Source organism: Kribbella sp. NPDC051137 (genome assembly GCF_040682535.1).
GTDB classification, from domain to species: domain Bacteria; phylum Actinomycetota; class Actinomycetes; order Propionibacteriales; family Kribbellaceae; genus Kribbella; species Kribbella karoonensis.
On record NZ_JBFBBI010000001.1, the window covers coordinates 529,684 to 547,627 of the forward strand.

Here is a 17,944-nt window from a genome sequence, read left to right on the forward strand (position 1 = left end):
CGCGCTGCAATGATGGGCTGTATGACGGACAAGGCGGGCGTCGACCATGCCATCGCCGCACTGCGGGCGATCGGGTACTACCTCGAGCGGGACCGGCAGCCGACGCACCGGGTGAAGGCGTACCGGCGGGCCGCGGACACGATCGCCGCGCTGCCGCCGACCGAGGTACGGGCGCGGCGCCGGGCCGGGACATTGACCGAGCTGCCCGGGATCGGCCCGAAGACCGAGGCCGTGATCGTCGAGGCGATGGACGGCGCGACCCCGTCGTACCTGGTGAAACTGGAGGAGGCGGCCGGCGCGCTGACCACCGCCGGCCAACAGCTGCGGTCCGAGCTGAAGGCCGACCTGCACCTGCACTCGGAGTGGTCCGACGGCGGTAGCCCGATCGAGGAGATGGCGCGTACGGCGCACCGGCTCGGGCACACGTACGTCGCGCTCACCGACCACTCGGCGCGGCTCACCGTCGCCAACGGCCTGTCCCGCGAACGCCGCCTGCAGCAGCTCGAGGTCGTTGCCGAGCTCAACAAGAAGCTGCAGGACGAGCTGGACGGGTTCACGATCTTGAACGGAATCGAGGTCGACATCAAGGAGGACGGCACGCTCGACTGCGACTCGGAGATCCTGGCCCGGCTGGACGTCGTGGTCGCGAGTGTGCACTCGAAGCTCCGGATGCCGTCCGAGCCGATGACCGAGCGGATGGTCCGGGCGATCGCGAACCCGCATGTCGACGTGCTCGGGCACTGCACCGGCCGGCTGATCACCGGCGGCCGGGGCACCCGGCCAGAGTCGGAGTTCGACGCCGAGGTGGTGTTCGAGGCCTGCCGCCAGTTCGGGACCGCGGTGGAGATCAACTCCCGCCCGGAGCGCCTGGACCCGCCGAAACGGTTGCTGTCACTGGCGGTCGAGACGGGTTGCCTGTTCTCGATCGACACCGACGCGCACGCGCCCGGGCAGCTCGACTGGCAGGTCTACGGCTGCGAACGCGCCGAGGACTGCGACGTCACGCCGGAACGCGTCATCAACACCTGGGACGCCGGCACCCTTCTCGACTGGACGAACAGCTGAGGCGCCTCATGAGCGACGTGGTGATCCACCAGGCACGGCTCTACGACATCGCGGCGGGAGCTGTCTTCCTCGGGCAGCGGTCCCGGGTCTACGACCGGATCGTCCGGCACAGCCGGGCCCGGCCGGGGGAGCGGGTGCTCGACCTCGGCACCGGTACGGCGTACCTCGCGCGGCGGATGGCCGCCGCGGTCCGGCCCGGTGGCCGGGTGACCGGGATCGACCCGAGCGCGACGATGGTGCGGTTCGCGCAGCGGCGGGTGGCCGCTGACGCGGAGTTCCGGGTCGCTCGGGCGCAGGAGTTGCCGTTCGACGACGGGTCGTTCGACCTCGTGGTCTCGTGCCTGGCGTTCCACCACGTCACGCCGGACGACCGGCCGCTGGCTCTGGCCGAGGCCTATCGGGTACTGGCGCCCGACGGCCGGCTGATGCTGGCCGACCTCCGCCCGCCCAGGAACCTCGTGGTCAAGAAGGTGTTCCGGCACGGCCTGGAGTCGAACCCGGTCGACGACGACCAGGTCACCGCGGCAGGCTTCGAGCTCGTCGCACGGGACGAGAGCTGGCCTTTGCTCCAGCTGATGCTCGCACGCCGTATCTAGCGACGTACGCTCAATGCGTTGTCGTTGGCGGAAGGGGCGGTCATGAGTGATCTCGAGAAGGACCCGGCGGAAGTGGTTGGTACGGGCGCGTGTGACGGTCCCGCGCTGGAGATGCTCGAGGCGCGTGAGGTGGTGCTGGGGCGGACCACGAAGGTTCGGCGGCTGCTGCCGAACAAGAACCGCCGGATGGTCGGCGCCTGGTGCTTCGTCGACCACTACGGGCCGGACGACCTGACCCGGCGGGTCGACCCGTACGACGTACCGGGGGACCGCGGGATGCACGTGCCGCCGCATCCGCACACCAGTCTGCAGACGGTGAGCTGGCTGTTCGAGGGCGAGATCGAGCACCGCGACAGCGTCGGCTCGCACGCGCTCGTCCGACCCGGCGAGCTGAACATCATGACCGCCGGCAACGGGATCGCCCACTCGGAGGTCTCCACCCCGGACGCCCCGCCGCGGTTGCACGGCGCGCAGTTGTGGGTCGCGTTGCCGGACAGCGTCCGTACGACGACACCGCCCGCGTTCGACGCGTACGCCGACCTGCCGGAGCTGGAGCTCGACGGCGCGCACGTGACCGTGATGGTCGGCACCGTCGCCGGTGTCACCTCGCCCGCGCCGGCGTACACCCCGCTGGTCGGCGCCGACGTCACGATCGAGCCCGGCCGCACGATCTCGCTCCCCCTCACCCCGTCCGACGAGTACGCCGTACTGGTCGTCGACGGCTCGCTCACCGTCGGGGACCTGAACCCCGGCTTCGGCGAGATGGCCTACCTCGGTTCCGGCCGGGACGCGATCGAACTGGTTGCTGCCGACAACGGTGCGCGCCTCCTGCTGCTCGGTGGCGAACCGTTCGAGGAAGAGCTGGTGATGTGGTGGAACTTCATTGGCCGCACCCACGAGGAGATCGTCGCCGCCCGGAACGCCTGGCAGGCGGCCATCGCGACCGGCGATCCGCGCTTCCCGATGGTGCCGGGGTACGACGGCGATCCGTTGCCCGCGCCGCCGCTGCCGGCGACCACGCTCAGACCGCGACCGCGGGCGCGCTGACCCGGCGGCGGTAGTACGCCCAGGTGACGACCAGGAGTGCCGGGCCCCAGAGGTTCAGCGGGCTGTAGCAGCTGAGCATCAGTACCTTCCACGGCGTGCTGCTGAACGGGATGAAATGGTCGGTGTAGGCGTCGCGGAAGCCGTACGTCCAGATCGCGATCAGGCTGAACGCGCCGAGCGTGGCCGGCACGACGGCGGCGTACGGATGGACGCGGCGGCCGCCGACGAACGGGATCCAGCGGGGTGCCACCTCGCCCCACCGGCTGACCAGGCCGAGCGCGGTCAGAGCGACCAGTTCGGAGAAGATCGTCAGGCAGACGATGTAGATCTTGGTGCCGACGGTGCCGGCATACGCGGGCCGGCCGTTGCCGTCCAGCATGCCCATCGACGAGCCGAACACCAGGCCGAGCCGCCACAGGCCGGACGGAAGGGTGAGGAACGGGATCGCGTGGGCGAGGACGTAGGCCCAGCGGGGGACGGGACGCTCTGTTGTGCTCACGTTCCGAGCATCCGGCGTACGCCGCGCCGCCGCCTCACCCGTCGGAGTGAAGCGGCTCCCTCCGCGGACCGATTCCTTGCTCGAGTACGTCGAACGCGCGGTCGATGACGGCGAGCTGGTCGCGACGCACCCGGTCGACGTCGTCGCCCGCGACGATGCGGTCGACCGCGGTGTGCCAGATCGTGGTGATCGTCGCCGCCAGCAGGTTGCCGAGCAGGCGGCATCCGAACTCGTCGCCAGTCTCCTCGGTCAGCAGGCCGGCCAGCAGTTCGGCGATCTCGTGCTCCTGCTCGACCATCCGGCTCCGCAAGGCCGGGCTGTCGCGGAGTACGGACCAGAAGCCGCGGACCCCCTCGACCGCGCCGGACAACGGGTGCTGCGCGGCCAGCAGGCCGTGCTGGTAGCGGCGCATCGCCACCGACACCGGCTCGCCGGCCGGACGGTCGCGGACCACGGCCTCGAGTTCACGGAGCCGGTCGAGGTGCCGGTCGAGGTACAGGTCCTCTTTCCGCGGGAAGTAGTTGAAGACGGTCATCTTCGAGACCCCGGCGGCGTCGGCGATCTCCGCGACCGTGACGGCGTCGAATCCGCGCCGCACGAACAGCCCGGTGGCGATGTCCGCGATCATCCGCCGGGTGGCCTGCTTCTTGCGTTCGCGCAGTCCTGGCTGGGGCATGGTGAGAATTATACTGGACCAAATTTTGTACTCGGTCTACTATTCCTCACATGGACACCAAGGACGTAGTGATCTCCGGGGGCGGGCCGGTCGGCCTGATGCTCGCCTGCGAACTCCGGCTGGCCGGGCTGGACGTGCTGGTGGTGGAGCGGCTGCCGGAGATCGATCCGACGATCAAGGCGGGGTCGATCAACGTGCCGACCGCGGAGGCGTTCTACCGGCGCGGATTGCTGCCGGGGCTGCAGGAGGTGCAGCGGCAGGCCTTCGAGCAGATGAAGGCGTTCCGCGGCGGGAAGGGCCCGAGCGGACCGCCGCCGGCCGGGCATTTCGCCGGGATCATGGTGAGCTCCGCCGAGGTGGACTTCGAGGACCCGGCGTTCCGGGACGCGGGGCCGGCGATGTCGATCTTCGCGGTCGGCCAGCAGGCGGTCGAGGCGGCGCTCGGGGAGCGTGCGGCCGAGCTGGGCGTGGAGGTCCGCCGCAGGGTGCAGGTGGTCGGCTTCGAGGACGACGGCGACGGCGTCACGGTCCAGTTGGGCGACGCCCGTCCGGTTGTCGACGAGCGGATTGTCGACAACGGCGGGAGCGGCGGCGGCAGCGTGCGGGCGGCCTGGCTGGTGGGGTGTGACGGTGGGCGGAGCCTGGTGCGGAAGCTGGGTGGGTTCGACTTTCCGGGGACGGAGCCCGAGATCACTGGGCGGCAGGCGATCGTGGACCTGGAGGGCGCCGAGGGGCTCAAGCGCAGTTGGAACCACACCCCGACGGGTGTCTACGCGCACGGTCCGGTGCCCGGGCGGGTGCTGACGGTCGAGTTCGACGGGCCGCCGGAGGACCGGGACGCACCGATCACGGCGGAGGAGCTCCAGGGCAGTCTGCGCCGCGTCACGGGCGTCGATGTCACGGTCACCAAGGTGCACAGCGCGACCCGGTTCACCGACAACGCTCGCCAGGTGACGTCGTACCGCAACGGTTGCGTGCTGCTCGCGGGTGATGCCGCGCATGTGCATTCGCCGTTCGGCGGTCAGGGGCTGAACCTCGGGATCGGCGACGCCGTCAACCTCGGCTGGAAGCTCGCGGCGACGATCCGGGGCACCGCGCCCGAGGGCCTGCTCGACACCTACACGACCGAGCGGCATCCGGTCGGCGCGTGGGTGCTGGACTGGACGCGGGCGCAGATCGCCTTGATGCGTACGGATGTCCGCAGCGCGGCGCTGCGCAGCGTCGTCACGGATCTGCTGCGGACCCCGAGCGGCTCGACGTACCTGGCGAAGAAGCTCTCCGGGGTCCTGCACCGCTACCCGATCGAGGGCGACCACGAACTTGTCGGCTACGGCGCACCGGACTTCGAGTTCGCGGACGGCACCCGCCTCGGCGAGCATCTGCTCGACGGGAAGGCGTTGCTGCTCGACCTCGCCGGCTCCTCGGCGCTGCGCGAGGTGGCCGGCGACCGCGTCCGCGTACTGACCACGAAGCTCACCGGCCAGTACGCCGGTGACCTCACCGCCGTACTGATCCGCCCGGACGGCTACGTCGCCTGGGCCGCCGCCGACAACATGACGACCGGCCTCGACGAGTCCCTCAGGACCTGGATCGGCTAACTGCGGGCGTCGGTGTGCCGGCGGATCCAGGGGGCGAGCGCGTACACCGCGAACGCGACGGCGATCGTCACGACCGCCAAGCCGCCGAAGTACGCCGTATCCGACGCGCCCTGGGTCGCCTGCACGAGTTGGGCGGTGATGGCCTGGCCGGCCGCGGGGGCGAGGAACCAGAGGGCCATCATCTGGCTCAGGAACGCCTGTGGGGCGAGCCGGGTGGTGGCCGCCAGGCCGACCGGGGACAGGAACAGCTCGCCGAGCGTCTGGATCACGTACACGCCGACCAGCCAGAGCGGCGACGCAAGGTTGCTGCTGGCAACCGACGACGCGAGCGACATCACCGCGAAGGACACACCGGCCAGCAACAGCCCGGTGGCGAACTTCTGCCCGATCGACGGCCCGCGATCGCCGAGCTTGATCCAGATCACCGCGAACACCGGCGCCAGCACGATGATCGAGAACGGGTTCACCGACTGGAAGAACTCCGGCGAGATCTCCGCGCCGAAGAGGTTCAGCTGGGTCCGGTCGGCGGCGAACGACGTCAGTGTGGTCGCCGCCTGCTCGAACAGCATGAAGAACAGCATCGCCGCCACGAACAGCGGGATGTACGCGCGGACCCGCTGCCGCTCGACGGGCGTCACCAGCGGGCTCCGCAGCAGCATCACGAAGTACGCGATCGGCGCGAGGAAGCACAGGTACGAGATCGCGTCGACGACCGGTTTCGGGCCGAGGCCGCCGGAGCGCCAGGCCGACAGCGCGAACACCACGGCGAACAGCGCGAGCACGGCCGCGGACACCTTGATCATCCCGGGCCGGTCCGCGGCGGTCAGCGGGTTCGGCGGGGTGTCGCCGCGACCGTGCAGTGTCCGGCGGCCCAGCAGGTACGCGACCAGCGCCAGCGTCATCCCGACCGCGGCCGCGGCGAACGCGGCGTGGAACCCGAACTCGCGGCGCAGGAAGCCGACCACGAACGGCGCCGAGAACGACCCGATGTTGATCCCCATGTAGAAGATCGAGAACGCCGAGTCCCGCCGCGGATCGCCCTGCTCGTACAGCGTGCCGACCATCGTCGACACGTTCGGCTTCAGCAGACCGGTGCCGAGGGCAACCAGCGCGATCCCGGCGTACGCCGGACCCGTCGACGGCAGCGCCAGGCACAGGTGCCCGGCGACGATCACGGTGCCGCCGTACAGGACGGTCCGCCTGGCGCCGAAGACGCGGTCCGCGAACCATCCGCCGAGCACCGAGAGCAGGTAGACCGAGGCGCCGTAGATCGACACCACGGCCTGCCCGAGCGACTGCCCGAGCCCGAGACCGTGCGCCTTGTCGGTGAGGTAGAGCAACAGGATCGCGCGCATCCCGTAGTAGCTGAAGCGTTCCCACAGTTCGGTGGTGAACAGCGTCATCAACCCGCGCGGATGCCCGAAGAAGGTCTCCTCGCCAGCTACCTGTTGCGTTTCGGACACGATCGACTACTCCCCGTGAGATCGGACTGCAGGTCCGACCGTAGCAACAGGAACGTCAGATCGTCGTGTACACCCCGTCCAACTCCAGTTCGCCGGCCAGGTGACACCGCGGTACGGTCGCCGGCTCCACCTGCGCGCACAGGTCCACGGCGTACCGGCAACGCGGCTGGAACCGGCATCCGGTGAAGGCCTGATCGGGGGTCGCGATCTCGCCGGCCGGCAGTACGTCGTCGCGCCGCCGCAGTCGGGGGTCCGGCCGCGGGACCGAGCGCAGCAGCGCCTCGCTGTACGGGTGCCGGGGCCGCTCGAACAGGTCCTCGGTCTCGGCCTCCTCGACGATCCGGCCGAGGTACATCACCGCCACCCGGTCGCAGAGGTGCTGGATCACCGACAGGTCGTGCGAGATGAAGACGTACGTGAGCCCGAGCTCGTCCTGCAGGTCCTCCAGCAGGTTCAGGATCTGGCTGCGGACCGACACGTCCAGCGCACTGACCGCCTCGTCCGCGACCACCAGCCGCGGCTCGGTGACGAGCGCCCGGGCGATCCCGATCCGCTGCCGCTCGCCGCCGGAGAACGCGTGCGGGTAACGCCGCATCAACTCCGGCCGCAGCCCGCAGCGACGCAGCGCCTCGCCGACCCGGTCCTTCACCTCGCTGCCGCTCGCCAGATTGTTGACAATCAGCGGTTCGGCGACGATCTGCTGCACGGTCATCCGCGGGTTCAGCGACGAGTTCGGGTCCTGGAAGACGGTCCGGATCTCGGTCCGCAACGGCCGGAGCTCCGCCCGCGACAAAGCCGCCAGGTCGACCTCGGTGCCGTCGGCACGCCGGTACACAAGCCGCCCCGCGGTCGGCTTGTGCGCGCGCAGGATGCACCGCCCGAGCGTGGTCTTCCCGCACCCCGACTCCCCGACCAGCCCGAGCGTCTCACCCCGCCGTACGACGAGGTCGACGTCGTCGACCGCCGTCACCGTCGCCCGATTCCGCCGCCCGAACAGCCCGGCTCCGCCGGTGAACCGCATCGTCAAACCCTCGACCCGCAGGATGTCCTCAGCCGCCGCCGGCGACAGGTCCCGCCCGGGTGAGAGGTGTCGCGCGGGCGACGTGCCCCGCGTTTCGTCAGCCGGCATCGGCGGTCGCCTCCAGGGGGAGCAGGTCGTGGCCGGCGCGGATGCTGCCGGCGTCCGGGTAGTGGACGCAGCGGACCTCGCGGTCGCCGTCGCTCACCAGGTCCGGGTTCTCGACGTCGCACTCGCCGGGTACGACGTGGTCGCAGCGCGTCCGGTACGGACAGCCGCTCGGCCGTTGCTGCGGATGCGGGACCTGTCCGCGGATTGTCGGCAATCTGCGACGGGCCCGGCGCTCGATCCGCGGGACCGAGCGCAGCAGCGCCCGCGTGTACGGATGCCGCGGGTCGTGGAACAGTGAGTCCACGTCGCACTCCTCGACGACGTTCCCGAGGTACATCACCGCGACGCGGTCCGCGAGTTCCGCGACCACACCGAGGTCGTGGGTGATGAACAGGATCGCCATCCCGCGCTCCTCCTGCAGCGTCCGCAGCAACCGCAGGATCTGCGCCTGCGTCGTCACGTCCAGCGCGGTCGTTGGCTCGTCCGCGATCAGCAGTTGCGGACGGCAGGCGAGTGCCATCGCGATCATCGCCCGCTGCCGCATCCCGCCGGACAGCTGGAACGAGTACGCGTCGATCCGGCGCTCCGGCTGCGGGATCCCGACGCCGCGCAGTTCGGCGATCGCCCGCTCCCGCGCCTCCTTCTTGCCGAGCTGTTCGTGCAGCCGCAGAACCTCGACCAGCTGCTGCCCGATCGTGTGCACCGGGCTGAGCGCGACCATCGGCTCCTGGAAGACCATCCCGATCTCCTTGCCGCGGATCCGCCGCAGCTCCGGACCGCGGGCGTCGAGCCCGGCCAGGTCGATCGTCCCGCCGGCGGACCGGAACCGGATGCTGCCGGCAACGATCTGCCCGGGCGGGTCGACCAGCCGCAGGATCGACCGCGCGGTGACGCTCTTGCCGCAGCCGGACTCGCCGACGATGCACAGCGTCTTTCCGGGTTCGACCCGCAGCGTCACGTCGTCGACCGCCTTGACCAGCCCGTCGGCGGTCTCGAAGTGCGTACTGAGCTTCTCGATCTCCAGCAGCGGCTCGCTCACAGGCCTCCTCATGACTCGCCTCATGACTCGTACGGGTCGGCGGCGTCCCGGAGGCCGTCACCGACGAAGTTGAGGGCCATCACCGCGATCACCACGGCGGCGCCCGCCGCCAGCAGCCACGGCGCCGTGGTCAGCACCCGGATGCTCTGCGCCGTGCTCAGCAGCACGCCCCAGCTCACCACCGGCGCCTGCAGCCCGAGCCCGAGGAACGACAGGGCGGTCTCGCCGAGGATCATGCCAGGGACCGCGAGCGTCAGCGACGCGATGATGTGACTGGTGAACGCGGGCAGCATGTGCCGGCCGACCACCCGATGCCAGCGGGCGCCGTCGAGCTCGGCCGCCAGGACGAAGTCCTCGCCGCGGATCTGCAGGAACCGGCTGCGGATCACCCGCGCCAGACCGGTCCAGCCGATCAGCGACAGGATCAGCGTGATCGCGAAGTACGTCTTCAACGCGCTCCACCCCGGCGGTACGGCGGCCGCGAGCCCGAGCCAGAGCGGCAGCGTCGGGATCGACATGAAGAACTCGATCACGCGTTGCACGATCCCGTCCGTGAGCCCTCCGAAGTACCCGGACACACCGCCGAGCAGCAGCCCGAGGACGAGCGCCATCAGGACGCCGATCAGCCCGACCGACATCGAGATCCGGGTGCCGTAGATGATCCGCGACAGGTTGTCCCGGCCCTGGTCGTCGGTGCCGAGAAGGTGGAACGGCGCCCCATGCCGGCTCGGGCCGAGCAGATGCCGGTCGGACGGGATCAGCCCCCACAGCTTGTAGTGATCTCCCTTGGCGAACAGGCGGACGCCGTACCGCTGGGACTTGTCCGTGGTGTAGTCGCGGAGCAGCGTCTCCGGGTTAGGTGTGCCCTTGTAGCCGTTGACGTACAGGTGCGGGCTCGAGGTCAGCGAGACCTTCAGCACCTGCGGCGGAGCGAACGCCCGGTCGGAGGCGTACGTGTCCTGGGCCTGCGGCGCGAGGAACTCGCAGAACGCGGCGGTGAAGTAGATCAGCCCGAGGACCCACAGCGACACGACCGCGAGCTTGTTGCGCTTGAAGCGGCGCCAGATCAGCGTCCGCTGGGACGCCAGCGCGAGGGTCGGTTCGGCTTCCGCTACAGCAGTCGTCGTCATTTGCCGCTCCTGACGTACCCGATCCGGACGCGGGCGTCGACGGCGGCGAGCAGCAGATCGGAGATCAGCGTGCCGATCACGGTCAGCACGCAGGCGATCAGGATGATGCCGCCGGCCAGGTACATGTCCTGGGCCTTCAGCGCGTTCAGCAGCAGCGGCCCGGTGGTTTCCAGGCCGAGCACGCTCGCGACCAGGACCTCACCGTCGAACAGTGCCGGGATCGTCCAGCCGATCGTGGCGATGAACGGGTTCAGCGCGACCCGTGTCGGGTAGCGCATCAGCAGTTTGCGTTCGTCCAGCCCGCGGGCGCGGGCGGCGGTCACGTAAGGCTTGTGCAGTTCGTCGAGCAGGTTCGCCCGCAGCACCCGGATCGTTCCCGCGACGCCACCGGAGGCGAGCACGAGCACCGGTAGCCACAGATGGTTGAGTACGTCGAGCAGCTTGCCGAGGTTCCACACGGCGCCGTCGAACTCCGGCGACATGGTCCCCGACAACGTCTGCCCGAACAGCTTGAACTCCAGGTAGACGACGGTCAGCGCGACCAGGAACCCGGGGATCGCCAGGCCGAGGAACGTCATCGCGGTGATCACGTAGTCGAGCCTCGAGTAGCGCCGGGCGGCGGAGTAGATCCCCGCCACCAGCGCCACCGTCCAGCCGATCAGCCAGGTCGCCAGGCCGAGGCCCATGGTCAGCGGCAGCCGTTCGCCGATCAGCGCCGCGACCGGCCTGTTGTACTCGAACGACTGACCGAAGTCACCGTGCAGCACGATGTTCGACATCCACCGCAGGTACTGCTCGAACGGTGACTTGTCGAGTGCGTACTGCGCTTTCAGCGCCGCCAGCTGATCCGCCCCGACGGTCTGCCCCTGCTGCTGCAGCCTGGCGACGACCGAGGTGAGGAAGTCGCCGGGCGGCAGCTGGATGATCAGGAACGACACGAGCGAGATCAGCAGCACGGTGGGCAGCATCGCCAGCAGGCGACGGAGCAGATAGCCGGCCAATTGAGTCCCTTCGGGTCAGGAGTGCTTCTCCGGGGAGTCGAAGTACATCTGCTCCGGCGATGAGGCGTTCTCGTAGTGGGTGCGGAAGCTCGCGATCGCGTCCGGGCGGACGTTCTTCAGGTCACCGGCCGCGACCAGCGGCTGGAACGGCGTACCGACGGTGCCGATGATCCACACGTTCTGGTCGTGCAGGTGCAGGATCTGGTGGCCGAGGTCGAGCCGCTTCGCGTCGTCGGCGGTGGTCACCAGTTCGTCGTACAACTGCTGCAGCTTGAGGAAGTCGCCGGTCGGCTCCATCCCGAACGGGTCCTTGTGATTGCCGTACCAGTTGCCGAACTTCGGCGCCCAGTACGTCAGGCCGTTGGTCGGGATGTACCAGAGCGAGTCGATGTCCCACAGGATCGTCGCCGGCGGATACGCGACCAGATCGTAGTTGCCGTGCGGGATCTCGTCGTACCAGAGCTCCAGCGTCATCTGCTTGGCGACCATGTCGATGCCGACGGCCTTCCAGTACCGCTGCGCGTACTCCAGCACGCTGATCGCGTCGATGCCGACGCCGACCTCGAAGCAGCGGCCGACGAGCTGCAGCTTCTTGCCGTCCGGACGCAGCCGCATGCCGTCGGGTCCGCGCTTGGTGAGGCCGGCGGCGTCGAGGCGTTTGTTGGCCTCGGCAACGTCGTACTCGATGAAGCGCTGGCCCATGCCCTTCTCCCAGTACTCGTCCTCGGGCTGGGCGCAGGGGTGCCGGACGAAGCCCTGGCCGGCGAACAGCGCGTCGTTCATCTCCTTGCGGTTGATCGCGTGCGACAGGCCGGCACGGAAGTCGAGCTTCTGGAAGAGGGCTCGCAGTACCGGGTCGGGGTGGCTCTGGTTGAGCTGCAGCGAGGTGTTCGGCTCGGCGACCCAGCGGTTCACCTTGTAGCCCTTGGCCTGCTGGTTCTTGATCAGCAGCGGGAGCTGTTCGGCCTGGATGTCGGTGACCTGCAGGTCGAGCTGGCCGTTGGCGGCGCGCAGCCCGAGCGTCTCAGCCGGCATCACCGTGTACTGCTGGCTGTCGATGTAGGGCAGTTGCCGTCCTTGCTCGTCGACCTTCCAGTAGTACGGGTTCCGGTCCAGCCGGGCCGTCACGCCCGAACCCTGCAGCGGGGCGACCAGCTTCCACGGACCGAGGATCGGTATGTCGGCGTTCTTCCAGATGTTCCGCTTGTTGCCGAAGAACTCGGCCCAGGACGGTGCCGGGTCCTTCTTCATCAGCGCCTTCAGCTGCGCCGGCGAGACGAAGTCCTTGTGGAACTGCTTCAGGTAGTGCGCCGGCAGCAGCAGCGCGGACGACGAGCCGAAGCCGGTCAGCCCGATGAAGCACAGGTACTTCAGCAGCAGACCGTGCGGTACCTCGAACTCCATCCGCAGCGTGTGGTCGTCCACCTTGACGAACTTGCCCGGCTTCCCGCCCGGCGCCAGCCAGCCCGGGAAGATCGGGTTGAGCTCCTTGTTCAGGAACTCCTTCTCGTAGGCGAACATCAGGTCGTCGGTGGTGAACGGCTGCCCGTCGGACCACTTCAGGCCCTCGCGCAGGTGGAAGACGTAGACCTTGCCGTCCTCCTCGATCTCCCACTTCTCGGCCAGGCCGGGGCCGGGCTTCGCGGGCGTCGTCGGCGTCCACTCCAGCAGGCCGGCGAACTCGACGTACTGGTTCTGGGTGGCGTTCCGGTCGATCTGCCCGCGCTGCAGGACGCCGCCGTACTTGCCGGCGCTCTGGAGCGGTTTGACCACCATCGGGTTCTTGGGCAGCCGCTGTTCGAGCGGCGGGAGCTTGCCGTCCTTGACCAGCTTGGTCAGGACCGGGGACTCCTTGGCGCCGGCGTCCGCGACGGCCGAACCGGTTGATTTCTTGGCATCGGTGGAGAAGAACGAGCATCCCGCGACAGCTGTCGCGGAGAGCGAGAGGCCGGAGACCCGGAGGAACGTCCGGCGGCTCAGGGGATCAGACATGGCGGCTACCTCCTGCGCGGACGAAGTCCGCCCATCAGCACTCTTTCGAGGGACAGTGACACGAAACGCCGCATACTTCAAGATCTGAGGTGCATTTTCATGATTCCGTATATACCGTGACTCGAAGACAGCTTCCGGTGTGGGCGCTACACTCCGAGCATGGTGAGTGAGACAGCGGGGGACCGATCGCCGTCGCCGGCGGTCGCACGGGCGCTGACCGTGCTGGAGACGCTGGTCGAGTCCGACGAGGAGCTCACGCTCACGGCGCTGGCCAAGAAGGCGAAGATCCCGCTGGCGACCTGCGCGTCGATCGTCTACACGCTGGAGCAGCGCGACTACGCCACCCGCCGGGTGGTCGGCCGCAGCCACTTCTGGCGGCCGACGCTGCGGCTCTACGGGCTGGCCACGCAGCTGATCCGCAAGGTCGACCTGTCCTCGGTGGCGTCCCGGGAGATGCGCGACCTCGCCGACCGGCTCGGGATGCCGGTGCACATCGGCGTCCTCGCCGGCTCCTCGGTGGTGTACGTCGCGAAGGCCGCGATGCCGGGGTTCATCCAGTTCGACACCTATCCGGGCAAGGTCTCGCACTTCAACCTGACCGCCCTCGGCCGGGCGATCGCGGCGTACCTGCCGGAAGAGGACCTGAAGCCGCTGCTCAGCCGGCTCGAGCCCGGCTACGGGCCGAAGGCGAAGCCGGTCGACGAGCAGAGCTTCCGCGAGGAGCTGGCCCGGGTCGCCAAGCAGGGGTACGCGGTCGAGGACCAGGAGGAGCAGGCGGACATCGCCTGTGTCGCCGCGCCGTTCTTCGCGGCCGGCGGCCACGTCACCGGCGCGGTCGGCGTCACCTCGTTCGCCCGCGACCTGAACCGGGACAAGCGCAAGCAGGCGCAGACCGGACTGGTCCAGCTGGCCGCCACGATCTCCGAGCGACTCGGCGCGACCGAGCTCTGAGGCTTGCCGACGCCCGATGGGCGACTTAGGCTTTTCTGAGATAGCGGAATTGTTTTCGAAATCTCGAAAATTCTGAGGAGTGGTTCCGATGACCACGCACGGCCCGTATCCCCAGCCCGCCGGCGGTATCAAGGCCACCCTGACCGGTGGCAACACGGTCGGCGCCTCGCTCCGTGAGCGTCAGCCGCGCGCGGACGGTTACCGGCACCTGGACACGCCGGCGCTGATCCGCCGGCTGCTCGACCTGAACGCGAACACGTACCTGTACTGCATCTGGGACTCCGCCACCGACTTCGACGACCTGCGGAACGAGTTCCTGCCCGCCGCGGCGGCGGCCGGGATCGACGTGATCCCGTACATCGTGCCGCCGACCGAGACGTCGGAGCACGGCCGCGCGTCCCGCCCGTACCGGCTGGACTACGTCGGCTGGGCGAAGGCGTTCGCCGAGCTGGCGCTGAAGTACCCGAACTTCAAGGCCTGGGCGATCGACGACTTCGAGGTCGGGAACAACGCCACGCTGTTCACGCCGGAGTACATGCGGGAGTTCCTGGCCGCGGCCACCGCGATCGCGCCGGACCTGCGGTTCTACACCTGTGCGTACTTCGGGATGGCGACCAACCCGGAGTTCCTGGACAAGTACGGCGAGTTCGTGGACGGGATCATCTACCCGTTCCTCGACGGGCACCACGAGAACACCACGGTCGCCGCCTCGCTCGGCGCCTGCCTGGACGAGATCCTCGCGCTGACCGACCCGCGCGGGCTGGAGCTCATCCCGCTGATCTACACCGGCCGGTTCCTGGACGCGCCGCTGCACGCGACCCCGCAGTACTGCACCGACACCCTGACCACGACGGCCGAGTACGTCGCGGCGGGCCGGATCCCGGGCGTGATCTCGTACGGCACGCAGCTCGACGACGGGCCGGCGCCGACCGCCGACAACAAGGCGCTGTACGGCGACGGCCGGCTGGCGCTGATCAACTCCCGCGGACGGGCCGCGGCCGGTACGACGGCCACGGCGACGCAGCGGGTGCCGGTCGACCCGCGGTCGGCGCGCTACGAGGTGTCGTTCTGGTACCACCGTTGGTTCCTCTCGCCGGGGATCGAGCCCGGGCGGTACCAGTTGGAGATGCTGATCGACGACACGGTCGTGTGGACCATGGACATGTACGAACAGCGCTGGCCCGTGTGGACCAATGGTGACGGCATGGAAGGCCCGGTCGACGTCACGCAGCACGTTGCCGGACGCGACTTCGTGGACGTGACGTTCCGGCTGCATGTGCTGAAAGAGACGGCGGGGCAGTACATCGACGTCGGCGTCGACCATGTCGAGTCGATCGGGCTGGGGATCCGGAACGGCGGGTTCGAGGAGGACGCCGACTGGATCCTGCAGGGGAGTGGTCCACTCCTGTCGGTCTACGACCATTACCTGCGGGACCGTCCGGCGCGTATCTTCGCGGCCATCTCGCGCGTGTACCAAGGAGAGTGACGATGGCCGAACATCTGAAGACCGGGTGGCCGCAACGGGTCGAACGGCAGCAGGAGGTGATCGACACGGTCAGCCGGATCCTGTCCGAGGTCGAACACGAGGGCGGCCCGGCGATCCGCCGCTGGTCCGCCCGGCTGGACAAGTGGGAACCGGACTCGTTCGTGGTCTCGGCCGCCGAGATCAAGGCGGCCACGGTCGACGACGACCTGGCCGCACAGCTGGAGTTCGCCCGCTCCCAGGTGGAGCAGTTCGCCCGGGCCCAGCGGGCAACGATGACGGACCTGGAGACCGAGACCCTTCCCGGTGTGGTCCTGGGCCATCGCCACATCCCGGTCGCGAAGGTGGGTTCGTACTCACCGGGCGGTCGCTACCCGCTCATCGCGTCCTCGATCATGACGGTGACCGTCCCGAAGGTCGCCGGTGTCGACACCGTCGTCGCCGTCGCCCCACCCCGCGACGCCGCCGGCATCTACGGACCCCAGCTCTACACGATGAACCTCGCCGGCGCGGACGTGATCCTGTGTCTGGGCGGCGTCCAGGCCTTCGCGGCGCTTGCCTTCGGCATCGAAGACGTCCCGCCGGTCGACCTGGTGGTCGGCGCGGGCAATGCCTACGTCGCCGAGGCCAAGCGGCAGCTGTTCGGTACGGTCGGCATCGACCTGCTGGCCGGCCCGACCGAGGTCGCGGTGATCGCGGACGAGTCCGCCGACGCCCGCCTGGTCGCCGCGGACCTGCTCGGGCAGGCCGAGCACGGCCCGAACAGCCCGGCGCTGCTCGTCACCACCTCACGGTCGTTCGGTACGGCGGTGATCGCGGAGGTCGAGCGGTGGCTGGCGGAAGACTGGCCGACCGTCGAGGTGGCGGGCGCGGCGTGGCGGGCGCACGGCACGGTCGTGGTGTGCGAGTCCCGCGAGGAGGCCGTGCAGATCTCGGACGCGTACGCGCCGGAACACCTCGAGGTACAGACGTCCGACGACGAGTGGTACGCCGCGAACCTGCGCAACTACGGGTCGTTGTTCATCGGGCCGGAGGCCACCGTGGCGTTCTCGGACAAGTCGATCGGCACCAACCACGTGCTCCCGACGGGCCGCGCCGGGCGGTACACGGGCGGACTGTGGGTCGGGAAGTTCCTGAAGACGGTGACGTACCAGCGGCTGACCGCGGACGGCGCCCGTTCGATCGCCCCGTCGACGGCGGCGATCGCGGACGCCGAGCTGATGTACGGCCACGCGTTGACGGCGCGGCTGCGCGCCGAGTAGGGACAAGCGAAACCCCACCGGCCCGGGGCGGGCCGGTGGGGTTTCGCTTGTTCAGGCCAGGTGCGGGAGGAGGTCGGCGAACTCCGACAGGAGGCGGTCGACCATCCGGATCTCCTCGGCGTCGAGGCGGTGGGCAGGCTCGCGGCAGTAGGCGCTCGCGAACAGGCCCCGGCGTACCGAGATGAGCTTCTCGGCCGCGATGATCCGCTCGGTGTCGAGCATCCAGTACGAGATGTACGGCAGCAGCCGCCGGTGCAGGTCGACGCCGGCCTCGCCGTCACCGGTGGTCAGGCGGCGCCAGATCTCGACGTACAGCTCGGTCAGCGAGCAGCCCGGCTGGGTCCCGACGGCGCCGCGGCGGACCGCGTCGGGCAGTTGGACACCGGCGTACCCCTCGACCGCGGCGAGCGGCGGCGTACCCTCGGCCAGCTCGGCGATCAGCGGCCCGGGCGGGCTCGACTCGACCTTCACCAGCCGCAGGTTCGGGTGGTCGGTGGCGATCGCGCGCAGCAGGTCCGCGTCCAGGCTGGTGCCGGTCTCCGCGGGCGCGTACTGCAGCACCATCGGCACCGGGTCGATCGTGGTCAGCACCGTCCGGACGTGCTGCTCCAGCGAGCCCCGCGACGGCGACAGGAAATGCGGCGGCAACAGGTTGATCAGGTCCGCGCCGGCCTCCACCGACTCCCGCGCCCGCCGCGCCGCGAGCTGCGTGGCGTGGTCCTGGACGGCGATCACCGCCGCGACGTCGTCCCGGTCCCGGGTCTGCGAGAGCAGGATCTCGGTCAGCCGGCGGCGCTCGTCCTCGGAGAGCTTGTGAAACTCGGACGCGAAGCCGGGGAACATCACACTCGTCACGCCGGTGCCCAGCACGTACCGCACGACCCGGTCGAAGCCGTCGTAGTCGACTTCACCGTCGCCGGTGAACGGTACTTCGAGCACCGGCGACACGCCGCGCACCAGGACCGACGCGTCACCCGCCCGCTCGGTCTCGATCTCCTCCGTGGTGACCATGT

Annotated in this window: 16 protein-coding genes; 7 read left to right on the plus strand and 9 right to left on the minus strand. The window is 69.5% G+C overall.

The annotated features are described in order from the left end of the window. The first annotated feature begins 21 nt into the window (after positions 1–21). The 3 genes from AB0M51_RS02575 to AB0M51_RS02585 are packed head-to-tail and all read left to right on the plus strand — an operon-like array spanning position 22 to position 2,708. Positions 22–1,065 carry a PHP domain-containing protein gene (locus AB0M51_RS02575; protein WP_344189674.1) on the plus strand — a complete coding sequence of 348 codons (1,044 nt, stop codon included), beginning with the start codon at positions 22–24 and terminating at the stop codon, positions 1,063–1,065. An 8-nt stretch (positions 1,066–1,073) separates the two neighbouring features. Further along, positions 1,074–1,661 carry a class I SAM-dependent methyltransferase gene (locus AB0M51_RS02580; RefSeq protein WP_344189672.1) on the plus strand — a complete coding sequence of 196 codons (588 nt, stop codon included), beginning with the start codon at positions 1,074–1,076 and terminating at the stop codon, positions 1,659–1,661. 42 nt (positions 1,662–1,703) lie between these two features. Beyond that, positions 1,704–2,708, plus strand: a complete 1,005-nt coding sequence (locus AB0M51_RS02585; RefSeq protein WP_344189670.1) for a pirin family protein — start codon at positions 1,704–1,706, stop codon at positions 2,706–2,708. Here AB0M51_RS02585 and AB0M51_RS02590 read toward each other — a convergent pair. After that, positions 2,683–3,207 carry a hypothetical protein gene (locus tag AB0M51_RS02590; protein ID WP_344189668.1) on the minus strand — a complete coding sequence of 175 codons (525 nt, stop codon included), beginning with the start codon at positions 3,205–3,207 and terminating at the stop codon, positions 2,683–2,685. The two genes, AB0M51_RS02585 and AB0M51_RS02590, sit on opposite strands and share 26 nt — an antisense overlap. Before the next feature lie 34 nt (positions 3,208–3,241). Continuing rightward, complete coding sequence (locus tag AB0M51_RS02595) at positions 3,242–3,883, minus strand: TetR family transcriptional regulator (RefSeq protein WP_344189666.1); 642 nt, start codon at positions 3,881–3,883, stop codon at positions 3,242–3,244. Positions 3,884–3,933: 50 nt separating this feature from the next. Here AB0M51_RS02595 and AB0M51_RS02600 point away from each other — a divergent pair, with 50 nt between their 5' ends. Further along, complete coding sequence (locus tag AB0M51_RS02600; RefSeq protein WP_363747796.1) at positions 3,934–5,481, plus strand: FAD-dependent monooxygenase; 1,548 nt, start codon at positions 3,934–3,936, stop codon at positions 5,479–5,481. Here AB0M51_RS02600 and AB0M51_RS02605 read toward each other — a convergent pair. Genes AB0M51_RS02605 through AB0M51_RS02630 form a run of 6 tightly spaced genes read right to left on the minus strand, consistent with a single transcriptional unit; the run spans position 5,478 to position 13,235 of the window. Then, on the minus strand, positions 5,478–6,944 hold the full coding sequence (locus tag AB0M51_RS02605) for a peptide MFS transporter (protein WP_344189662.1): 1,467 nt from the start codon (positions 6,942–6,944) through the stop codon (positions 5,478–5,480). The two genes, AB0M51_RS02600 and AB0M51_RS02605, sit on opposite strands and share 4 nt — an antisense overlap. Positions 6,945–6,999: 55 nt before the next feature. After that, a complete protein-coding gene (locus tag AB0M51_RS02610; RefSeq protein WP_344189659.1) occupies positions 7,000–8,073 on the minus strand; it encodes an ABC transporter ATP-binding protein in 1,074 nt (357 codons plus the stop codon). Continuing rightward, positions 8,063–9,112 carry an ABC transporter ATP-binding protein gene (locus AB0M51_RS02615; RefSeq protein WP_344189657.1) on the minus strand — a complete coding sequence of 350 codons (1,050 nt, stop codon included), beginning with the start codon at positions 9,110–9,112 and terminating at the stop codon, positions 8,063–8,065. Before AB0M51_RS02615 ends, AB0M51_RS02610 begins: the two co-directional genes overlap by 11 nt. A gap of 20 nt (positions 9,113–9,132) precedes the next feature. Further along, positions 9,133–10,242, minus strand: coding sequence for an ABC transporter permease (locus AB0M51_RS02620; protein ID WP_344189655.1), 1,110 nt, complete (start codon positions 10,240–10,242; stop codon positions 9,133–9,135). After that, positions 10,239–11,243, minus strand: a complete 1,005-nt coding sequence (locus AB0M51_RS02625; protein WP_344189653.1) for an ABC transporter permease — start codon at positions 11,241–11,243, stop codon at positions 10,239–10,241. The genes AB0M51_RS02620 and AB0M51_RS02625 overlap by 4 nt, the downstream gene beginning before the upstream one ends. Positions 11,244–11,258: 15 nt before the next feature. Continuing rightward, on the minus strand, positions 11,259–13,235 hold the full coding sequence (locus tag AB0M51_RS02630) for an ABC transporter substrate-binding protein (protein WP_344189651.1): 1,977 nt from the start codon (positions 13,233–13,235) through the stop codon (positions 11,259–11,261). 159 nt (positions 13,236–13,394) lie between these two features. On the opposite strand from AB0M51_RS02630, the gene AB0M51_RS02635 reads away from it, so the two are divergent. The 3 genes from AB0M51_RS02635 to hisD all read left to right on the plus strand — a co-directional run bounded on the left by AB0M51_RS02635 (position 13,395) and on the right by hisD (position 16,931). Next, positions 13,395–14,186: an IclR family transcriptional regulator gene (locus AB0M51_RS02635; RefSeq protein WP_363747800.1), complete on the plus strand. Its 792-nt coding sequence runs from the start codon at positions 13,395–13,397 to the stop codon at positions 14,184–14,186. 88 nt (positions 14,187–14,274) lie between these two features. Beyond that, positions 14,275–15,672, plus strand: a complete 1,398-nt coding sequence (locus tag AB0M51_RS02640; protein WP_344189647.1) for a hypothetical protein — start codon at positions 14,275–14,277, stop codon at positions 15,670–15,672. A gap of 2 nt (positions 15,673–15,674) precedes the next feature. Continuing rightward, entirely contained in the window at positions 15,675–16,931 is a 1,257-nt protein-coding gene (hisD, locus tag AB0M51_RS02645; RefSeq protein WP_344189645.1) for a histidinol dehydrogenase, read from the plus strand. 51 nt (positions 16,932–16,982) lie between these two features. Here hisD and AB0M51_RS02650 read toward each other — a convergent pair whose 3' ends face one another. After that, entirely contained in the window at positions 16,983–17,942 is a 960-nt protein-coding gene (locus tag AB0M51_RS02650) for a dihydrodipicolinate synthase family protein (RefSeq protein WP_344189643.1), read from the minus strand. Between the last annotated feature and the right edge of the window lie 2 nt (positions 17,943–17,944).